This window comes from Luteimonas sp. Soil_C_5 (assembly GCF_057656615.1).
Genome location: NZ_JBDGKA010000006.1, coordinates 118,861 through 133,594, shown reverse-complemented (window position 1 = coordinate 133,594; position 14,734 = coordinate 118,861). Strand labels below are relative to the sequence as shown.

12 protein-coding genes are annotated in these 14,734 nt (G+C 68.8%); 7 read left to right on the top strand and 5 right to left on the bottom strand.

The window, feature by feature from the left end:
- Positions 1-22: 22 nt before the first annotated feature.
- The 3 genes from AC3A5K_RS16125 to AC3A5K_RS16115 all read left to right on the top strand — a co-directional run bounded on the left by AC3A5K_RS16125 (position 23) and on the right by AC3A5K_RS16115 (position 2,217).
- Positions 23-1,231, top strand: a complete 1,209-nt coding sequence (locus AC3A5K_RS16125) for a DesA family fatty acid desaturase (protein ID WP_487618573.1) — start codon at positions 23-25, stop codon at positions 1,229-1,231.
- Between the two features lie 20 nt (positions 1,232-1,251).
- The gene (locus AC3A5K_RS16120) at positions 1,252-1,611 is read left to right on the top strand and encodes an EF-hand domain-containing protein (protein ID WP_487618572.1); all 360 of its coding nucleotides are present in this window, start codon (positions 1,252-1,254) and stop codon (positions 1,609-1,611) included.
- Positions 1,612-1,677: 66 nt separating this feature from the next.
- Positions 1,678-2,217 carry a hypothetical protein gene (locus AC3A5K_RS16115; RefSeq protein WP_487618571.1) on the top strand — a complete coding sequence of 180 codons (540 nt, stop codon included), beginning with the start codon at positions 1,678-1,680 and terminating at the stop codon, positions 2,215-2,217.
- Positions 2,218-2,561: 344 nt separating this feature from the next.
- Here the strand turns inward: AC3A5K_RS16115 and AC3A5K_RS16110 are convergent, their stop codons facing one another.
- The gene (locus AC3A5K_RS16110; protein WP_487618570.1) at positions 2,562-4,223 is read right to left on the bottom strand and encodes an MFS transporter; all 1,662 of its coding nucleotides are present in this window, start codon (positions 4,221-4,223) and stop codon (positions 2,562-2,564) included.
- Positions 4,224-4,396: 173 nt separating this feature from the next.
- Positions 4,397-5,794 (bottom strand): DcaP family trimeric outer membrane transporter, encoded by a 1,398-nt coding sequence (locus AC3A5K_RS16105; protein WP_487618569.1) that lies wholly within the window; start codon positions 5,792-5,794, stop codon positions 4,397-4,399.
- A gap of 213 nt (positions 5,795-6,007) precedes the next feature.
- On the opposite strand from AC3A5K_RS16105, the gene acs reads away from it, so the two are divergent.
- Together acs and AC3A5K_RS16095 are read left to right on the top strand one after the other, a co-directional pair.
- Entirely contained in the window at positions 6,008-7,966 is a 1,959-nt protein-coding gene (acs, locus tag AC3A5K_RS16100) for an acetate--CoA ligase (RefSeq protein WP_487618568.1), read from the top strand.
- A 193-nt stretch (positions 7,967-8,159) separates the two neighbouring features.
- The gene (locus tag AC3A5K_RS16095) at positions 8,160-8,825 is read left to right on the top strand and encodes a response regulator transcription factor (RefSeq protein ID WP_487618567.1); all 666 of its coding nucleotides are present in this window, start codon (positions 8,160-8,162) and stop codon (positions 8,823-8,825) included.
- A 240-nt stretch (positions 8,826-9,065) separates the two neighbouring features.
- Here AC3A5K_RS16095 and AC3A5K_RS16090 read toward each other — a convergent pair whose 3' ends face one another.
- Both AC3A5K_RS16090 and AC3A5K_RS16085 read right to left on the bottom strand, forming a co-directional pair.
- Positions 9,066-10,382 (bottom strand): amidohydrolase family protein, encoded by a 1,317-nt coding sequence (locus tag AC3A5K_RS16090; RefSeq protein ID WP_487618566.1) that lies wholly within the window; start codon positions 10,380-10,382, stop codon positions 9,066-9,068.
- Positions 10,379-11,767 (bottom strand): amidohydrolase, encoded by a 1,389-nt coding sequence (locus AC3A5K_RS16085; protein WP_487618565.1) that lies wholly within the window; start codon positions 11,765-11,767, stop codon positions 10,379-10,381. Before AC3A5K_RS16085 ends, AC3A5K_RS16090 begins: the two co-directional genes overlap by 4 nt.
- A 177-nt stretch (positions 11,768-11,944) precedes the next feature.
- Between AC3A5K_RS16085 and AC3A5K_RS16080 the strand changes: the two genes are divergently transcribed.
- Positions 11,945-12,721, top strand: a complete 777-nt coding sequence (locus AC3A5K_RS16080; protein WP_487618564.1) for an AMP nucleosidase — start codon at positions 11,945-11,947, stop codon at positions 12,719-12,721.
- Complete coding sequence (locus tag AC3A5K_RS16075) at positions 12,718-14,073, top strand: alpha/beta hydrolase (RefSeq protein ID WP_487618563.1); 1,356 nt, start codon at positions 12,718-12,720, stop codon at positions 14,071-14,073. The genes AC3A5K_RS16080 and AC3A5K_RS16075 overlap by 4 nt, the downstream gene beginning before the upstream one ends.
- Positions 14,074-14,308: 235 nt before the next feature.
- On the opposite strand, the gene AC3A5K_RS16070 is transcribed toward AC3A5K_RS16075, so the two are convergent.
- Positions 14,309-14,713: a hypothetical protein gene (locus AC3A5K_RS16070; RefSeq protein ID WP_487618562.1), complete on the bottom strand. Its 405-nt coding sequence runs from the start codon at positions 14,711-14,713 to the stop codon at positions 14,309-14,311.
- Positions 14,714-14,734 lie beyond the last annotated feature (21 nt).

The following is a 14,734-nucleotide window of genomic DNA, read 5'->3' as shown; positions in this document are numbered from 1 at the left end:
TCACTCCTCTACGACGTGGCCCATGCCTGCTTCGATCCTCGACTTCCTGTCCGGTGGCCTGCTCCAGTTCGGCTGGGGCGCGATGCTGCTGTATCTGCTGATCGCTACCCAGCTGACGATTCTCGCGGTCACGTTGTATCTGCATCGCAGCCAGGCGCATCGCGGTGTCGATTTCCATCCGGTGATCGCGCACTTCTTCCGGTTCTGGACGTGGCTGACCACGTCGATGATCACGCGCGAGTGGGTGGCGATCCATCGCAAGCACCACGCCAAGTGCGAGACCGAGGACGACCCTCACAGCCCGCGCTTCAAGGGCATCAAGACCGTGTTCTGGCAGGGTGTCGAGCTGTACCGCGAAGCGCGCGGCATGCGTGCCGACATCGAGCAGTACGGCAAGGGCGCCCCGAGCGACTGGATCGAGCGCAAGGTCTATACGCCGTGGGCGACGTTCGGCCCGACGCTGCTGCTGTTCGTCAGCTTCGCGCTGTTCGGCTTCAAGGGCGTCGCGGTGTGGGCGATCCAGATGGCGTGGATTCCGTTCTGGGCCGCGGGCGTCGTCAACGGCCTCGGGCACTGGTGGGGCTACCGCAACTTCGAGACCACCGACACCGCGACCAACCTCACGCCCTGGGGTGTGTGGATCGGCGGTGAGGAGCTGCACAACAACCACCACGCGTTTCCCAGCTCGGCGAAGTTCGCGCTGCGCAAGTGGGAATTCGACATCGGCTGGATGGTCATCAGGAGTCTCGAATCCGTCGGCCTGGCCAAGGTGCTGCGCGTCGCGCCGTCGCTCGACGTGCGCCCGAACATCCACGTGCCCGACACCGACACGATGCGCGCGCTGCTCACGCACCGCTTCCAGGCGATGACCGATTTCCAGCGCAACGTGCTGACCCCGGCGCTGCGCGAGGAAGCCCAGGCGGCCGGCGCCAAGCTGCGCTCGCTGCTGCCGCGCAAGCTGCGCAAGGGCCTGGTCGACGATGGCCGCTGGCTGCAGCCCGATGCACGTGCGCAGCTGCAGCAGTGGGTCGACCAGCGTCCGCGCATCCGCACGCTGGTCGAGCACCGCGCGCGTCTGGCGGCACTGCTCGAAGCGCGCTCGCAGAACGCGAGCGAAGCGCTGCAGGCGCTGCAGGCGTGGTGCCGCGAAGCGGAAGCCTCGGGCAACCGCGCGCTGCAGGCGTATTCGGCCCGCCTCAAGGGGTATTCGCTGCAGAGCGCGCGCGCCTGAGCGCGCCATCGCCGCAGCCGATGTCTGCCCGGATCGCGTTGCGCCTCGCGGCCTGCGTTGCAGGCGTCGTGATGGCGCTGATGGCGGGACTGGCATCGGCCCAGGTCACGCGGACCAGCGAGTATCTCGAGCGCATGGACACCGACGGCGACGGCCGCGTGTCCCTGGCCGAGTACCAGGCGTGGATGCATTACGCCTTCGACCAAATGGACCGCAACGGCGACGGCGTGCTGACGCCCGACGAATTGCCGGGCGGCAAGGGCCGGCCCGTGACGCTGGCCGAGCACATGGCCAAGCTCGCCGCCACGTTCAACCGTCAGGACACCAACCGCGACGGTTACCTCGACGCGCGCGAGCTCGCGGCGCCGCCGCAGAAGTAGACCTGCGTTCCCCACCGCGGCCACGCGGATGGATTCGAGCAGCGTTCGTACGGTGGAATCTGCGCGATGTCCGCGCGGCGTCCACGTGACCGGAAACGGCGTTGCTATCCTCGGGCGGTGATCGATCGGATCCGCTTCAGGGAAAAGGACATGACGCATCTCGTGCATCTGCGCCGCGCCGTCGGCTGGTTGCTGGTCGCGCTGCTCGCCACGGTGGTGCTGGTGAATCTCATCGGATTCTTCAGTCCGTTCTGGGGTCATTGGCGACACCCCGGCGATGCGTCGCAGTCGCGCGCGCTGTTGGATGCGTTGGCGCCGTGGACGGCCGTGCTCTCGCTGCTGTTCCTGCTGCCGGCCTGGCATCTGTCGCGCACACTCGTGTCCCCGCTTGCGCGCGGCGTCGTGCTGATGATGGGCGCACTCGTCGTCATCGCGGATGTGATGGCGCTGCTATCCGCGCAGGCGAGCGACGATCCGGTCGTTGTGCAGCTGCTGTCGAGCCTGGCAGCGGGATATCCGTTCGTCGCGTTCCTCGTCTTCATCTGGCTTGTCTGGCGCGCAATGCGCATCGCAGCGCCGCGGCACGACACACCAGGCGAGATCTGATCGCTCCGCTGCGGTGGCCGCATCCAGCGGTGTGTCCCTTTCGATCGGGCGACTGACGCACTTGGGGCGTGCTCCGAGTGCGGGACACGCGTGTGCGCTTTTCCCGCGGGCACGGCGGTCAGGGTCCAAGAACGACACACCTCACCGCATCTCCAGCGCACAGCCTCGTCGACCATCCAGAAGCTGACGATTGCGAGGCCTCGACCCACGCAGTTATCGATTTTCTGGCCGCATCGGTGGTCGACCATGCGGATCTCGAATCCCTGAAACGAAGAACGCCGGCCCTTCCGGGCCGGCGTTCTGGTGAAACGCGCGGGAGACGTGGTCCCGCGCGGGTGCCGCACTTACTTGGTGATGTCGACGTCCTTCGTCTCGCGCAGGAAGATCGTGCCGATCACCAGCGACATCAGCGCGATGCCGATCGGGTACCACAGGCCGTAGTAGATGTTGCCGGTGGCCGCGACCAGGGCGAACGAAATCGCCGGCAGGAAGCCACCGAACCAGCCGTTACCGATGTGGTACGGCAGCGACATCGAGGTGTAGCGGATGCGGGTCGGGAACAGCTCGACCAGATACGCCGCGATCGGGCCGTAGACCATCGTCACGAAGATCACCAGGATCCACAGCAGGAAGATCGTCATCGGGATGTTGATGCGATCGGTGTCCGCCTTCTCCGGGTAACCCGCGGCATTGAGCGCGCCGCGCAGGTCGGTGCCGAAGGTGCCCTGCTGGTTCTTCAGCGCATCGCCGGCCAGGCCTTCGGCCTCGTACGACGCGACGCTGTTGGTGCCCACGCGCACTTCGGCCAGAGAACCCGCCGGTGCCGGCTCGACGCTGTACGGCACACCGGCGCGTGCGAGCGCGGCAGTCGCCACGTCACAGGAGCTGGTGAACTTGCGCGTGCCCACCGGATCGAACTGGAAGCTGCAGGTCTTCGGATCGGCCACGACCACGGCCGGCGCGCTGGCGACGGCTTCTTCGATCGCCGGATTGGCGAAGTGGGTCAGGCCCTTGAAGATCGGGAAGTAGGACACCGCCGCGATCAGACAGCCGGCCATGATGATCTTTTTGCGGCCGATCTTGTCCGACAGCCAGCCGAAGAACAGGAAGAACGGCGTGCCGAGCAGCAGGGCCGCGGCGATCAGCAGGTAGGACACCGTCAGATCGACCTTCAGCATGCTCTGCAGATAGAACAGCGCGTAGAACTGGCCGGCGTACCAGACCACGGCCTGGCCGGCGGTTGCACCGAACAGCACCAGCAGCATCAGCTTCAGGTTGCCGCCCTTGATCGAATCACGGAACGGCTGCTTGGAGCCCTTGCCCTCGGCCTTCATCTGCTGGAACAGCGGGGATTCGCTCAGCTGCAGGCGGATCCACACCGAGACGCCCAGCAGCACGATCGAACCCAGGAACGGCAGACGCCAGCCCCAGTCTTCGAACGCTTCGACACCCAGCAGCCAGCGGCACAGCAGGATCACGGCCAGCGACAGGAACAGGCCGAGCGTCGCCGTGGTCTGGATGAAGGCGGTATAGAGGCCGCGCTTGCCCGGAGGCGCGTGTTCGGCAACGTAGGTGGCCGCGCCGCCGTACTCGCCGCCCATTGCCAGACCCTGGGCCAGACGCAGCACGATCAGCATGATGGGCGCCGCGATACCGATCGACGCGTAACTGGGCAATACGCCGACGAGGAACGTCGACACGCCCATGATGATGATCGTGACCAGGAACGTGTACTTGCGGCCGATGCGGTCGCCGAGGCTGCCGAAGAAGGCCGCGCCGAAGGGACGGACGAAGAAGCCGGCCGCGAACGCCAGCAGGGTGAAGATCATGCCCGTCGTCGGATTGACGCCACTGAAGAACTGGCGCGACAGGATGATCGCGAGCGAGCCGTACAGATAGAAGTCGTACCACTCGAAGACGGTGCCGAGACTGGACGCGAAGATGACCTTCTTGTGGCCCTTCGTCAGCGCGGGCTTGGGTGCCGGGTTGGCGGTCGTGCTGGACATGGGAAGCTTCCCCTCCGAAGCGTTCGTGATGTGGTCGGGACCGGCGGAATGCCGGCGACCCGGTCAGACGTGCTGCATGCGATCGCGGAACAGACGGTGGTGCGGGTGGGGGCCGCTCGCACGCGGCGGTGAAACGCAACAGGGACGGCGCGTGGCCGTCCCTGCCGGGTGGATCAGAACGAGTAGCGGGCCATCGTGTGCAGGCGCATCAGCTCGCCGTCGGCGCCGGACTGCAGCGTGCGCTCGCCCCAGATCGCCTCGACACCGAAGTCGAGCTTCGGCACCGGCGACCAGATCATGTTGGCGTGCACCGAATGCACCTTGCGGGTCACGCCGAGGCCGGTCCAGGCCGCGTTGTTGTCCCACTGCGAGCGCGAATAGAACAGGTTGCCGCGGACCTTCGGGCTGAACACCTGGCGCAGGCCGAAGTAGCCGGCCCAGCCGCCGAGGGCGTCGATGTCGCCGGCGGAATCCACCATCGCGTCCTGCTGCACCGTGGCCAGGCCGATGTAGCGGCCGATGCCGTCGCCGCCGCTGACCTGGTAGCGGATGTCGGTGCTGTCACCCAGCTTGACCAGGCCGCTGACCTGCGCGCCGAAGCCGGTGTCGGTGCTCTCGGCGCCGACAGGCTGCAGACCGGCGGCGTTGTAGGGCTGGTACTTCAGCTGGCGCGCGAGGCCGGCGAAGCTGATGTGGCCCCAGTCGCCCTTGTGGGTGTAGCGGGCGATGACGTCCGGGATGGCGCTGTTGTCGCCGCCGATCACGCGCGCGCCGCCGCCGAAGGGCTGCACGGTGGTTTCGGGACGCTCGATCGAGATCGCCCACGGGCCGCTGGTGTAGCGCAGCTGCGGTTGGCGCACGAAGGCCACGCCGTCGGTCGGGCCGACGAAGTCGACCGCATCGATCAGCGCATTGGTGTCCATGAAGTTGGACCACGTCTGACCGACCAGCCAGTTGTTGTAGGTCAGGTAGGCGTGGCGCAGCGTCGCACCGTAGGTGTTGGTGGCCGCCGGATTGCCCAGCGCGCCGCCGAAGAAGTCGAACTCCACGCGCGCGCCCAGCTTGTCGCCGGAATCGAGCACCGTGCTGGCGTCGAACCACAGGCGCGAGAACTTCAGATGCGCGTCGGAATAGGTATCGGGCGCCGTGCCGCCGACCGGAATCGCGCCGGGCACGTAGAAGTCGCGGCCCGCCGAACCCTGGGCGATGTCGCCGTCGGTGGTCTTGGTGACCATCGCGTCGGTGCGGATCATGCCGCCCACGGTGAACTTGGTACCGGGATTGGCGGTCGGCGTGATCGTCGTCGTCTGGATCGGCGCGGCGGCGCCGGTACCGGCGACAGCGGCTGCGGGCGCGGGCTGCGCGGCCTGGGCCGTGCGCACCTCGGTCACCACGGTATCGGTCTGCTGCTGTTGCGTCACCAGCTGCTGGACCATCGCCTCGAGCTGCGCGACGCGCGCCTCGAGTTCGCGTTCCTTGGCGGTCTGTGCGAATGCTGCGCCGGGCAGCACCAGCGCCGCCAGCACCGCAGTGGCCAGCAGGCGCGGCCGGGCCTTGAGTGTGTGTGTCATTGCTCCCCTCCCACGGGTCTACAAAACATCGATCAACGGCAAGGGGCCGCAGACCGGTCCGTCACGCAGACTGCACGTATGCAGGGGCGCCGCCCATTCGCCATTGGTCGATACCCGGCGCGGCCGCCGTGGCGCGGTTAGACGAAGGTCTAGGCTGGCGCCGCGGCGAATGCGGCACACTGGTTGGACGCGTCGAAAACGAGGGAAGTCACGATGTCCAACGCCGCAGAACTCCACCCGGTCCCCGCCGGATTCGCCGGCCCCGCCACCATCACCCGAGCCGAGTACGCGCGCGATTACGCGCGGTCGGTGCAGGATCCGGATGCGTTCTGGGGCGAGGCGGCGAAGCGGCTGCACTGGGATCGTGCGCCCACCAAGATCCGCAACGTCAGCTACGACCTGCAGGACTTCCGCATCCGCTGGTTCGAGGACGGCGAGCTCAACGTCAGCGTCAACTGCCTCGACCGGCACCTGGCGAGCAAGGGCGACAAGACCGCACTGATCTGGGAGGCCGACGGCCCCGACACCGAATCGCTGCACGTCAGCTACCGCGAACTGCATGCGCGCGTGTGCAAGCTCGCCAATGCGCTGCGCAACCTCGGCGTGGGCAAGGGCGACCGCGTCACCATCTATCTGCCGATGATCGTCGAGGCTGCGGTGGCGATGCTCGCCTGCGCCCGCATCGGCGCGGTGCATTGCGTGGTCTTCGGCGGCTTCTCGCCGAATTCGATCGCCGATCGCGTCTCCGACTGTGGCAGCAAGCTCATCATCACCGCCGATGAAGGCCTGCGCGGCAGCAAGAGCGTGCCGCTGAAGGCGAACGTCGATGCGGCGCTGAAACTGCCGGGCACCAATACCGTCGAAACCGTGCTCGTCGTGCGCCACACCGGCGGCGCGGTCGACATGCAGATGCCGCGCGACCGCTGGTACGACGCGGTCGTCGACAGCCAGCCCGACACCTGCGAACCCGAGCGCATGAATGCGGAAGATCCGCTGTTCATCCTCTACACCTCCGGCTCGACCGGCAAGCCGAAGGGCGTGCTGCACACCACCGCCGGATATCTGCTCTACGCCAGCTACACCCACGAAGCGGTGTTCGACCTGCGCGACGACGACGTCTACTGGTGCACGGCCGACGTCGGTTGGGTCACCGGCCACAGCTACATCGTCTACGGCCCGCTGGCGAACGCCGCGACGTCGCTGATCTTTGAAGGCGTGCCGAACTATCCCGACGTCTCGCGTTTCTGGAACGTCATCGACAAGCATCAGGTCACGATCTTCTACACCGCGCCCACGGCGATCCGCGCGCTGATGCGCGAAGGCGAGGCGCCGGTCAAGAAGACCTCGCGCGCGTCACTGCGCCTGCTCGGCAGCGTCGGCGAGCCGATCAACCCCGAAGCCTGGCGCTGGTATGCCGACGTCGTCGGTGACGGTCGCTGCCCGATCGTCGACACCTGGTGGCAGACCGAAACCGGCGGCATCCTGATCTCGCCGCTGCCCGGCGCGATCGATACCAAGCCCGGTTCCGCGACGGTGCCGTTCTTCGGCGTGCAGCCGGCGCTGGTCGATGCCAACGGCGTCGTGATCGAAGGCGCGGCCGAAGGCAATCTGGTCATCACCGATTCCTGGCCCGGCCAGATGCGCAGCGTCTACGGCGACCACCAGCGCTTCATCGACACCTACTTCAAGACCTATCCGGGCAGCTACTTCACCGGCGACGGTTGCCGCCGCGACGAAGACGGCTACTACTGGATCACCGGCCGCGTCGACGATGTCATCAACGTGTCCGGCCACCGCATCGGCACCGCGGAACTCGAGAGCGCGCTGGTGCTGCATCCCAAGGTCGCCGAGGCCGCGGTCGTCGGCTTCCCGCACGACATCAAGGGCCAGGGCATCTACGCCTACGTGACCCTGAAGGCCGGCGAGGCCTACAGCGAAGACCTGCGCAAGGAACTGGTCAAGCACGTGCGCAGCGAGATCGGCCCGACCGCCTCGCCCGACCACATCCAGTGGGCGCCCGGCCTGCCCAAGACCCGTTCGGGCAAGATCATGCGGCGCATCCTGCGCAAGATCGCCGAGAACGCGCCAGACCAGCTCGGCGATACCAGCACGCTGGCCGATCCGTCGGTCGTCGACGCGCTGGTCAAGGAGCGCTACATCCCGCAGGCATGACGGTGGCGCGGGTCACGCCCTCGCCGATGCGTGCGAAGCAGGGCGCTGCTTCGATTCGCTCCGGGTAGCGCGTCGGTGGCCCGGGGCGTGTACCACGCCCCGGCCTTGGCGGTCGGCCAGTCGGCCTCACGCATCCCCGCCGCGCACCACCGATGACTCACGCATTCCATCTCCAAAGGCATCACACGTTCCAATGACCACCCTGCTGATTGCCGACGATCACCCGCTGTTCCGCGAGGCACTGCGTGGCGCGATTTCCCGCGCCGTGCCGAACGCGCGCCTGCGTGAGGCGCACAACGTCGATGCGCTGTACGCGATGGTCGAGTCCGAACCCGACGCCGACCTGCTGATGCTCGACCTCAACATGCCCGGCGTGCACGGCTTCAGCGCGCTGGTGCATCTGCGTGCGCAGTACCCGCAGCTGCCGGTGCTGATGGTGTCCGCGCGCGAAGAGCCTGCGGTGATGCGGCGCGCGCTGGACCATGGCGCGGCCGGTTTCGTACCGAAGTCCGCCGATGCCGAAACCCTAGGCCGTGCGGTCGCGCTGGTGCTCGATGGCGACCGTTTCGTGCCCGAGGCCGCGGTCTCGGCGCCGGCGGTCACCTCGCACGAGCACGACGTCGCCGCGCGCCTGCGTGACCTCACGCCGCAGCAGTTCCGCGTGCTGCAGATGCTCGGCGACGGCATGCTCAACAAGCAGATCGCCTACGAACTGCATGTCTCCGAAGCGACGGTGAAGGCGCACATGACCGCCGTGCTGCGCAAGCTCGGCGCGTCCAACCGTACCCAGGCGGTGCTGATCGCCGGCAAGCTGGCGGTCGATCCGGATCCGGACGAGATCCCGCCGGACGCGCGCTGAGTCGCGGCGGTTCCTCCGCAGAAACGCGCGCGCGGCGGCTTGATCGCGGGACGCGCTGATCCTTCATCCCAACGCAGGCCGGGATCCATGTACGCGGTCGAACTGACGCAGCAGGCCGCCGCCTGATGATGGCGATGGCGGTTGCTCCGCAAAATCAAAATGGGCCCCAGCGTGTGTGCGCTGGGGTGACAACAGACCCTGCATCGGCCCCGTCCCCGCACGCGGGGACGGGCTTGCGCCTCAGCGCTTCTGATACGCCCGCGGCAAGCCACCCGCGTTCGCCGGCGTCGCCGGGTGCAGATAGCGGTCGCGCAGTTCGGTCTGGCGCGAGCGCATCGGGATCGCGCGGCCGTCGAACCACACCTGCTCGGCGGTGCTGGTGACGTCGAGCGGATCGCCCGACCACAGCACCAGGTCCGCCGTGCGGCCGACCGCGATCGTACCGATGCGGTCGCCGACGCCGAAGACCTCGGCCGGCACGCGGGTCAGGCCGGCGAGGCCCGCATCCCAGGGCAGGCCGTGCGCGACGGCATTGCCCGCCAGCTGGCGCAGCTTGCGCGCGTTGTGCGAGGCGTCGCTGGCCTGGGCGAAGCCGACGCGCACACCGGCGGCCTGCAGGCGCGCGGCGTTCTCCAAGGTCGCGCCGATCTGGTCGAAGTCCGACGGCAGGTTGACCAGCGGGTCGACGAACACCGGGACGTTCGCCGATGCGAGTTCGCTGGCGACCTTCCAGGCTTCGGCGCCGCCGCGGATCGCGATGCGCAGCTTGTGGCGCTGCGACCAGCGCAGCAGCTGTCGGATGTCCGAGGCGCGATTGACGCCGACGACGATCGTGCCGCTGCCGTCCAGGTAGCGGGTCAGCGCCCGCTTGCCGGCCGGCGTCAGCGAGGCGACGTGCGAATCGGCGGGCAGGCGGCCACGCGCCTCGTCGATCAGCTGGTCGAGCAGCATCCACTGCGCCGCGCGCGACGCGCCGCTCTGTTCCGCACCGGCGGCGCCGAGCGCGAGATACAGCACCTTCGGGCCGGCGGGATCGACGCTGCCGTCGAGGCGCATCACCGCGCCCTGGCCGCCGATGATCGAACTCGCGCTGCCGGCCGAGATCAGGGTGAAGCCGATGCCTTCCACGCGCGCGACCGGAATCACGATCGACTCCGGGTTGTAGGCCAGGGTCACGTCGAACTCGGGCCGCACGGCCATCGCGCTGGCTTCGCCGAGCGACAGGCGGTCGTCGCGTGTGCCGCTCTCGCCGGAGACTTCCTCGATACCGATGCCGGTCACGCCGCCGAACAGGGTCGGCGTCAGCGGCCGGCCATTGGCCTCGACCACCTGGGCATCGCCCGCCGACAGGCCGGCGCCGACCGCCGCGATGCGGCCGTTGCGCACCAGCACGTCGGTGTTCTGCAGCGAACCCTGGGCACCCGCGGTGTGCACGGTCGCGCCGCGGATCAGCAGCGACTGTGCGGTCACGGGCAGGGTGGCGGCGAGCAGCGCGCCGGCGACCAGCAGACGCGTCATCGCGCGGCGGACGCGGCGGTTGGAAACAAGGCGGCTCATCGGGCACCTCCGGTGGCAGCGGCGCCCTGGCCGAGCATGAAATCCGAGACCGGCTGACGCGCCGGATCCGTGCGGTCGTACACGTGCGCGCCGTCGATCCAGACCTGTTCGGCAAGCGCGTAGACACTGAAGGGGTTGCCGCTCCACAGCACCACGTCGCCCATCTTGCCGGGGGTCAGGGTGCCGGTGCGTTCGAGCACGCCGAGCGACTTCGCCGCGTTCTCGGTCAGCCAGCGGATCGCGTGTTCGGGCGTGATCGCCAGTCCCGCGCGTTCCGCACTGGCGATGACCTTGGCGGCTTCCTGGTTGAGGCGCTGGATGCCCTCGTCGGAATCCGAATGCACGATCGCGCAGCCGTTCGGCGCGCGGTCGACGATCGCGATGTTCTCCTGGATGCCGTCGAAGGCTTCCATCTTGAAGCCCCACCAGTCGGCCCACAGCGCGCCGCAGACGCCGTCGGCGGCCAGGCGGTCGGCGATCTTGTAGGCCTCGACGCCGTGGTGGAATGCGGTGACCTGGAAGTCGAACTCCTGCGCCAGGTCGAGCATCTGCACCATCTCGTCGGCGCGGTAGCAGTGGATGTGCACGAGGATGTCGCCATCCATCGCGCCGGCCATCGTCTCCAGCTTGAGGTCGCGCTTGCCCGGCGATTCGCCGGCCTGCTTGCTGCGGTACTCGGCAGCGTCGATCAGCGCCTGGCGGTAACCGGCGACGTTGCCCATGCGCGTGGCCGGGCCGCCTTTCTGGCCGTAGACGCGCTTGGGGTTCTCGCCGCAGGCCATCTTCAGGCCGTAGGGCGCGCCGGGAAACTTCATGTCCTGCACGGTGGTCGCGGCGACGTTCTTCAGCGTCACGCCGCGGCCGCCGACGAGGTTCGCCGAGCCCGGCAGGATCTGCAGCGTGGTCACACCGCCCGCCAGGGCCGCGCCGAAGCCGGGATCCTGCGGCCACACCGAATGTTCGGCCCAGACCTGCGCGGTGTTGGGCGCGGTCATCTCGTTGCCGTCGCTGTGCGCGCGTGCGCCAGGGCTGGGATACACGCCGAGGTGCGAGTGCACGTCGATGATGCCGGGCGTCACCCACTTGCCGGTGCCGTCCACGCGCTGCGCGTTCGCCGGCACATCGAGGCCGGTGCCGACGGCCGCGATGCGGCCGTCCTGCAGCAGCACATCGGCGTTCTCCAGCCGGCCCCCGTCGCCGGTGAGCACCGTCGCGCCGGTGATCAGTACCGGGGCCGAGGCGATCGGCACGTAGGTGCTGGCATAGGCGGCCGACGTGGCGGACGACGACGCGGCCGGCGCGGCGTCGCTGCGCGCGGACGTGGAGGTGGTGGCGCAGCCACCGAACAGTGCAACCGCAAGGGCGGCGGACAGAACGCGATACATCGGCAATTTCCCCGGTGCGATGGTGAGGGTCGTCGGCGGCGCGGCGCGTGGGCCGGTGCGGGCGACGGCATGCAGCCGGTCGAGTGTACCCGTGCCCGGCGCGCGGTCGCTGGGACGCGGTGCGCAATCGTGGGCACCGCGTGCGATGCGAGAATGCGCGGACACGAGGAGAAGACGATGAAAGAAAAAGACCAGATCGTCGGCAACTGGCTGCCGCGCTACACCGGGGTGCCGCTGGACCAGTTCGGCGACCACGTGCTGCTGACCAATTTCGGCGGCTACCTGCATCACTTCGCGCGCCTCACCGGCGCCGAGGTCGTGGGCCTGGACCGGCCGATGCCCAGCGCCACCGCCGACGGCATCACGATGATCAATTTCGGCATGGGCAGCCCCAATGCCGCGACGATGATGGACCTGCTGTCGGCGGTGATGCCGAAGTCGGTGCTGTTCCTCGGCAAGTGCGGCGGGCTCAAGCGCAAGAACGAACTCGGCGATCTGGTGCTGCCGATCGCGGCGATCCGCGGCGAGGGCACCAGCAGCGACTATCTGCTGCCCGAAGTGCCGGCGCTGCCGGCGTTCGCGCTGCAGCGTGCGGTGTCGACGATGATCCGCGACCTCGGCCACGACTACTGGACCGGCACCGTCTACACCACCAACCGCCGCGTCTGGGAACACGACGATGCGTTCAAGACCCGGCTGCGCGCGATGCGCTGCATGGCGATCGACATGGAAACCGCGACGATCTTCGCCGCCGGTTTCGCCAACCGCATTCCGTCCGGCGCGCTGCTGCTGGTCAGCGACCAGCCGATGATTCCCGAAGGCGTCAAGACCGAGGCGTCGGACGCCAAGGTCAGCGCCGATTTCGTCGAGCGCCACATCACCATCGGCATCGAGGCGCTGAAGCTGATCCGCCGGCACGGCAAGTCCGTGCGCCACCTGCGGTTCGACGAATGAGCACGCCACGAACCTCCACGCTGCGCCTGCGCGCGCGGCGCATCGCCGGGCCTGCGGTGCTGCTGGCCGCGCTGTGCGTGCCGCTGCAGGCGATCGCGTGCCTGCTGCCCGCGCCCGACGGGGCGTATCCGGTCGGCGTGCAGCGCTTCGAGCTGGTCGACGACAGCCGTCGCGGCGTGCGCGGCGATACTGCCGATGCGCCGAGAACGCTGCCGGCCGTCGTCTGGTACCCCGCCGCGAGCGGCGCGCCGCCGCAGCCCTACATGGACGCGGCCGACGCGGCCGTGCAGTTGCCGGCGCTGGCCCGCAACCTGCGCTACGACCCGGCGCAGCTCGAGGGCATCGGGGCCTGCCCGACGCACGCGACCGATGCCGCGCCCGCGGGTGCGCCGGGCGCGTTTCCGCTGGTCGTGCTCAGCCACGGGTTCTTCGTGTATGCCGCGCAGAACACCGTGCTGGCCGAGCATCTGGCCAGCCACGGCTATGTGGTCGTCGCGATCGGACATCCGGGCGATTCGGTCGACGTGACCCTGGCCGATGGCCGCACCGTGCCGACCAATATGGAAGCCGAGAAGCCGGCGTTTTCCGACTGGCGGATGGCGTTCTATGCCGCGGCCGACCACGACACGCGGGCGCCGCTGATCGCCGGCTATGCCGATGCGCTGGACGGCAGCCGTCTCGGTGCCAGCGTCGCCAGCTGGCGCGACGACATGCGCTTCGCGGTGTCGGCGCTGCAGCCCGGCGCGGCGGCCCTGCAGTCGCTCGACGGCGACGTGCGCGACGCGCTGCGCACGGCCGATCCCACGCGTCTGGCGCTGGCCGGCATGTCCTTCGGCGGCTCCACCGCGGCCACGGTTTGCGGCCAGCTGCCCGCGTGCCGCGCCGCAGTGAGCCTGGACGGGCAGAACTTCGACCCGGCGTTCTTCGATGCCGACCTCGACCGTCCGCTGCTGCTGCTCCTGAGCGACTGGGTGCGCTATCCGATGTACGACGGCATGCCCTCGGAGGCGGACTTCAATCCCAACGACTACGCCTACGAGCGCTGGACCGCGACCGGTCTATCGCCCGACGTGGTGCGGCTGCGCGTGCCCGGCACCAAGCACATGGCCTTCAGCGACCTGCCGCTGCTGATGCCGGAAGACGGGCACGAGGACCGCTTCGGCGACGCCGATCCGGTGGCGACTTCGGCAGCGGTCGCCGCGACCACGCGCGCGTTCCTCGACCTGCATCTGCGTGATGGTGATGCGGCGACGTTGCAGCATGCGATCGATGCGGGCGGCCTGCTCCCGCATGCACCCGTGTCCACCCGCGACTGGGCACGCGCGCATCGCCCGGCATCGACACGCCCCTGACGCACGCAGCCTGCGTCCGTCGCTGGACGCGGGCCTCGTGACACACCGCCTGCGCGGCGGTGGCTCCAGCGGTCAGAACGGGTGCGTCAGCGGGACTCTCCGCTCCGCAGCGCCGTCGTCGCATGTTTCGACGGTGCCAATGCGAGGCGATCGCGCGCTGCGCAGCGGCGTTGCGCCGGAACGTGCTGTAGATCGTCGCTGCAATGCGGCGGCTCTTCACCGCCGGCGGCGCCGCTCAGGGCGAGGGCGCGGGATCCGGCCGGTGCGCGGCGGTGATCCGCCCGTCCGCATGGGCCTGACGAAGCGCCGGACCGGCAATCCGGATCCGCTCGCTGTCGTCGTACACGACGGCCGCCAGCGCACCGCGCAGCGCCCGTCGCGCCTGGCGCGGATCGGCGGACGCCGCGTTCTCGGTGATCACCACCACGCCGGCAGCGTCGGCCTCGACCACCTGCATCAGGCCGTAGGCCGGATCGATCGGCTGCGCATCGGCATCGTGGAACGGAAACTCCGAAAACTCGCTGAGCTGCGCCGCGTAGACGTCGCCCACGGCGGGCGCGGCGATCAGGGCATCGGTCTCCGACGAGGTGCAGGCAGCCAGCAGCAGGGCCAGCACGGCGGACAGCGGAAACAGGCGCATCGGGCGTCCCGGGCAGCGGCG

What these genes read in the sequence shown, in the direction of transcription:
- AC3A5K_RS16095 (WP_487618567.1), top strand. Translation starts at nt 8,160, where the DNA reads ATGACCACCCTGCTGATTGCCGACGATCACCCGCTGTTCCGCGAGGCA.
- AC3A5K_RS16085 (WP_487618565.1), bottom strand. Translation starts at nt 11,767, where the DNA reads ATGTATCGCGTTCTGTCCGCCGCCCTTGCGGTTGCACTGTTCGGTGGC.
- AC3A5K_RS16080 (WP_487618564.1), top strand. Translation starts at nt 11,945, where the DNA reads ATGAAAGAAAAAGACCAGATCGTCGGCAACTGGCTGCCGCGCTACACC.
- AC3A5K_RS16090 (WP_487618566.1), bottom strand. Translation starts at nt 10,382, where the DNA reads ATGAGCCGCCTTGTTTCCAACCGCCGCGTCCGCCGCGCGATGACGCGT.
- AC3A5K_RS16105 (WP_487618569.1), bottom strand. Translation starts at nt 5,794, where the DNA reads ATGACACACACACTCAAGGCCCGGCCGCGCCTGCTGGCCACTGCGGTG.
- AC3A5K_RS16075 (WP_487618563.1), top strand. Translation starts at nt 12,718, where the DNA reads ATGAGCACGCCACGAACCTCCACGCTGCGCCTGCGCGCGCGGCGCATC.
- acs (WP_487618568.1), top strand. Translation starts at nt 6,008, where the DNA reads ATGTCCAACGCCGCAGAACTCCACCCGGTCCCCGCCGGATTCGCCGGC.
- AC3A5K_RS16115 (WP_487618571.1), top strand. Translation starts at nt 1,678, where the DNA reads ATGTCCGCGCGGCGTCCACGTGACCGGAAACGGCGTTGCTATCCTCGG.
- AC3A5K_RS16070 (WP_487618562.1), bottom strand. Translation starts at nt 14,713, where the DNA reads ATGCGCCTGTTTCCGCTGTCCGCCGTGCTGGCCCTGCTGCTGGCTGCC.
- AC3A5K_RS16120 (WP_487618572.1), top strand. Translation starts at nt 1,252, where the DNA reads ATGTCTGCCCGGATCGCGTTGCGCCTCGCGGCCTGCGTTGCAGGCGTC.
- AC3A5K_RS16125 (WP_487618573.1), top strand. Translation starts at nt 23, where the DNA reads ATGCCTGCTTCGATCCTCGACTTCCTGTCCGGTGGCCTGCTCCAGTTC.
- AC3A5K_RS16110 (WP_487618570.1), bottom strand. Translation starts at nt 4,223, where the DNA reads ATGTCCAGCACGACCGCCAACCCGGCACCCAAGCCCGCGCTGACGAAG.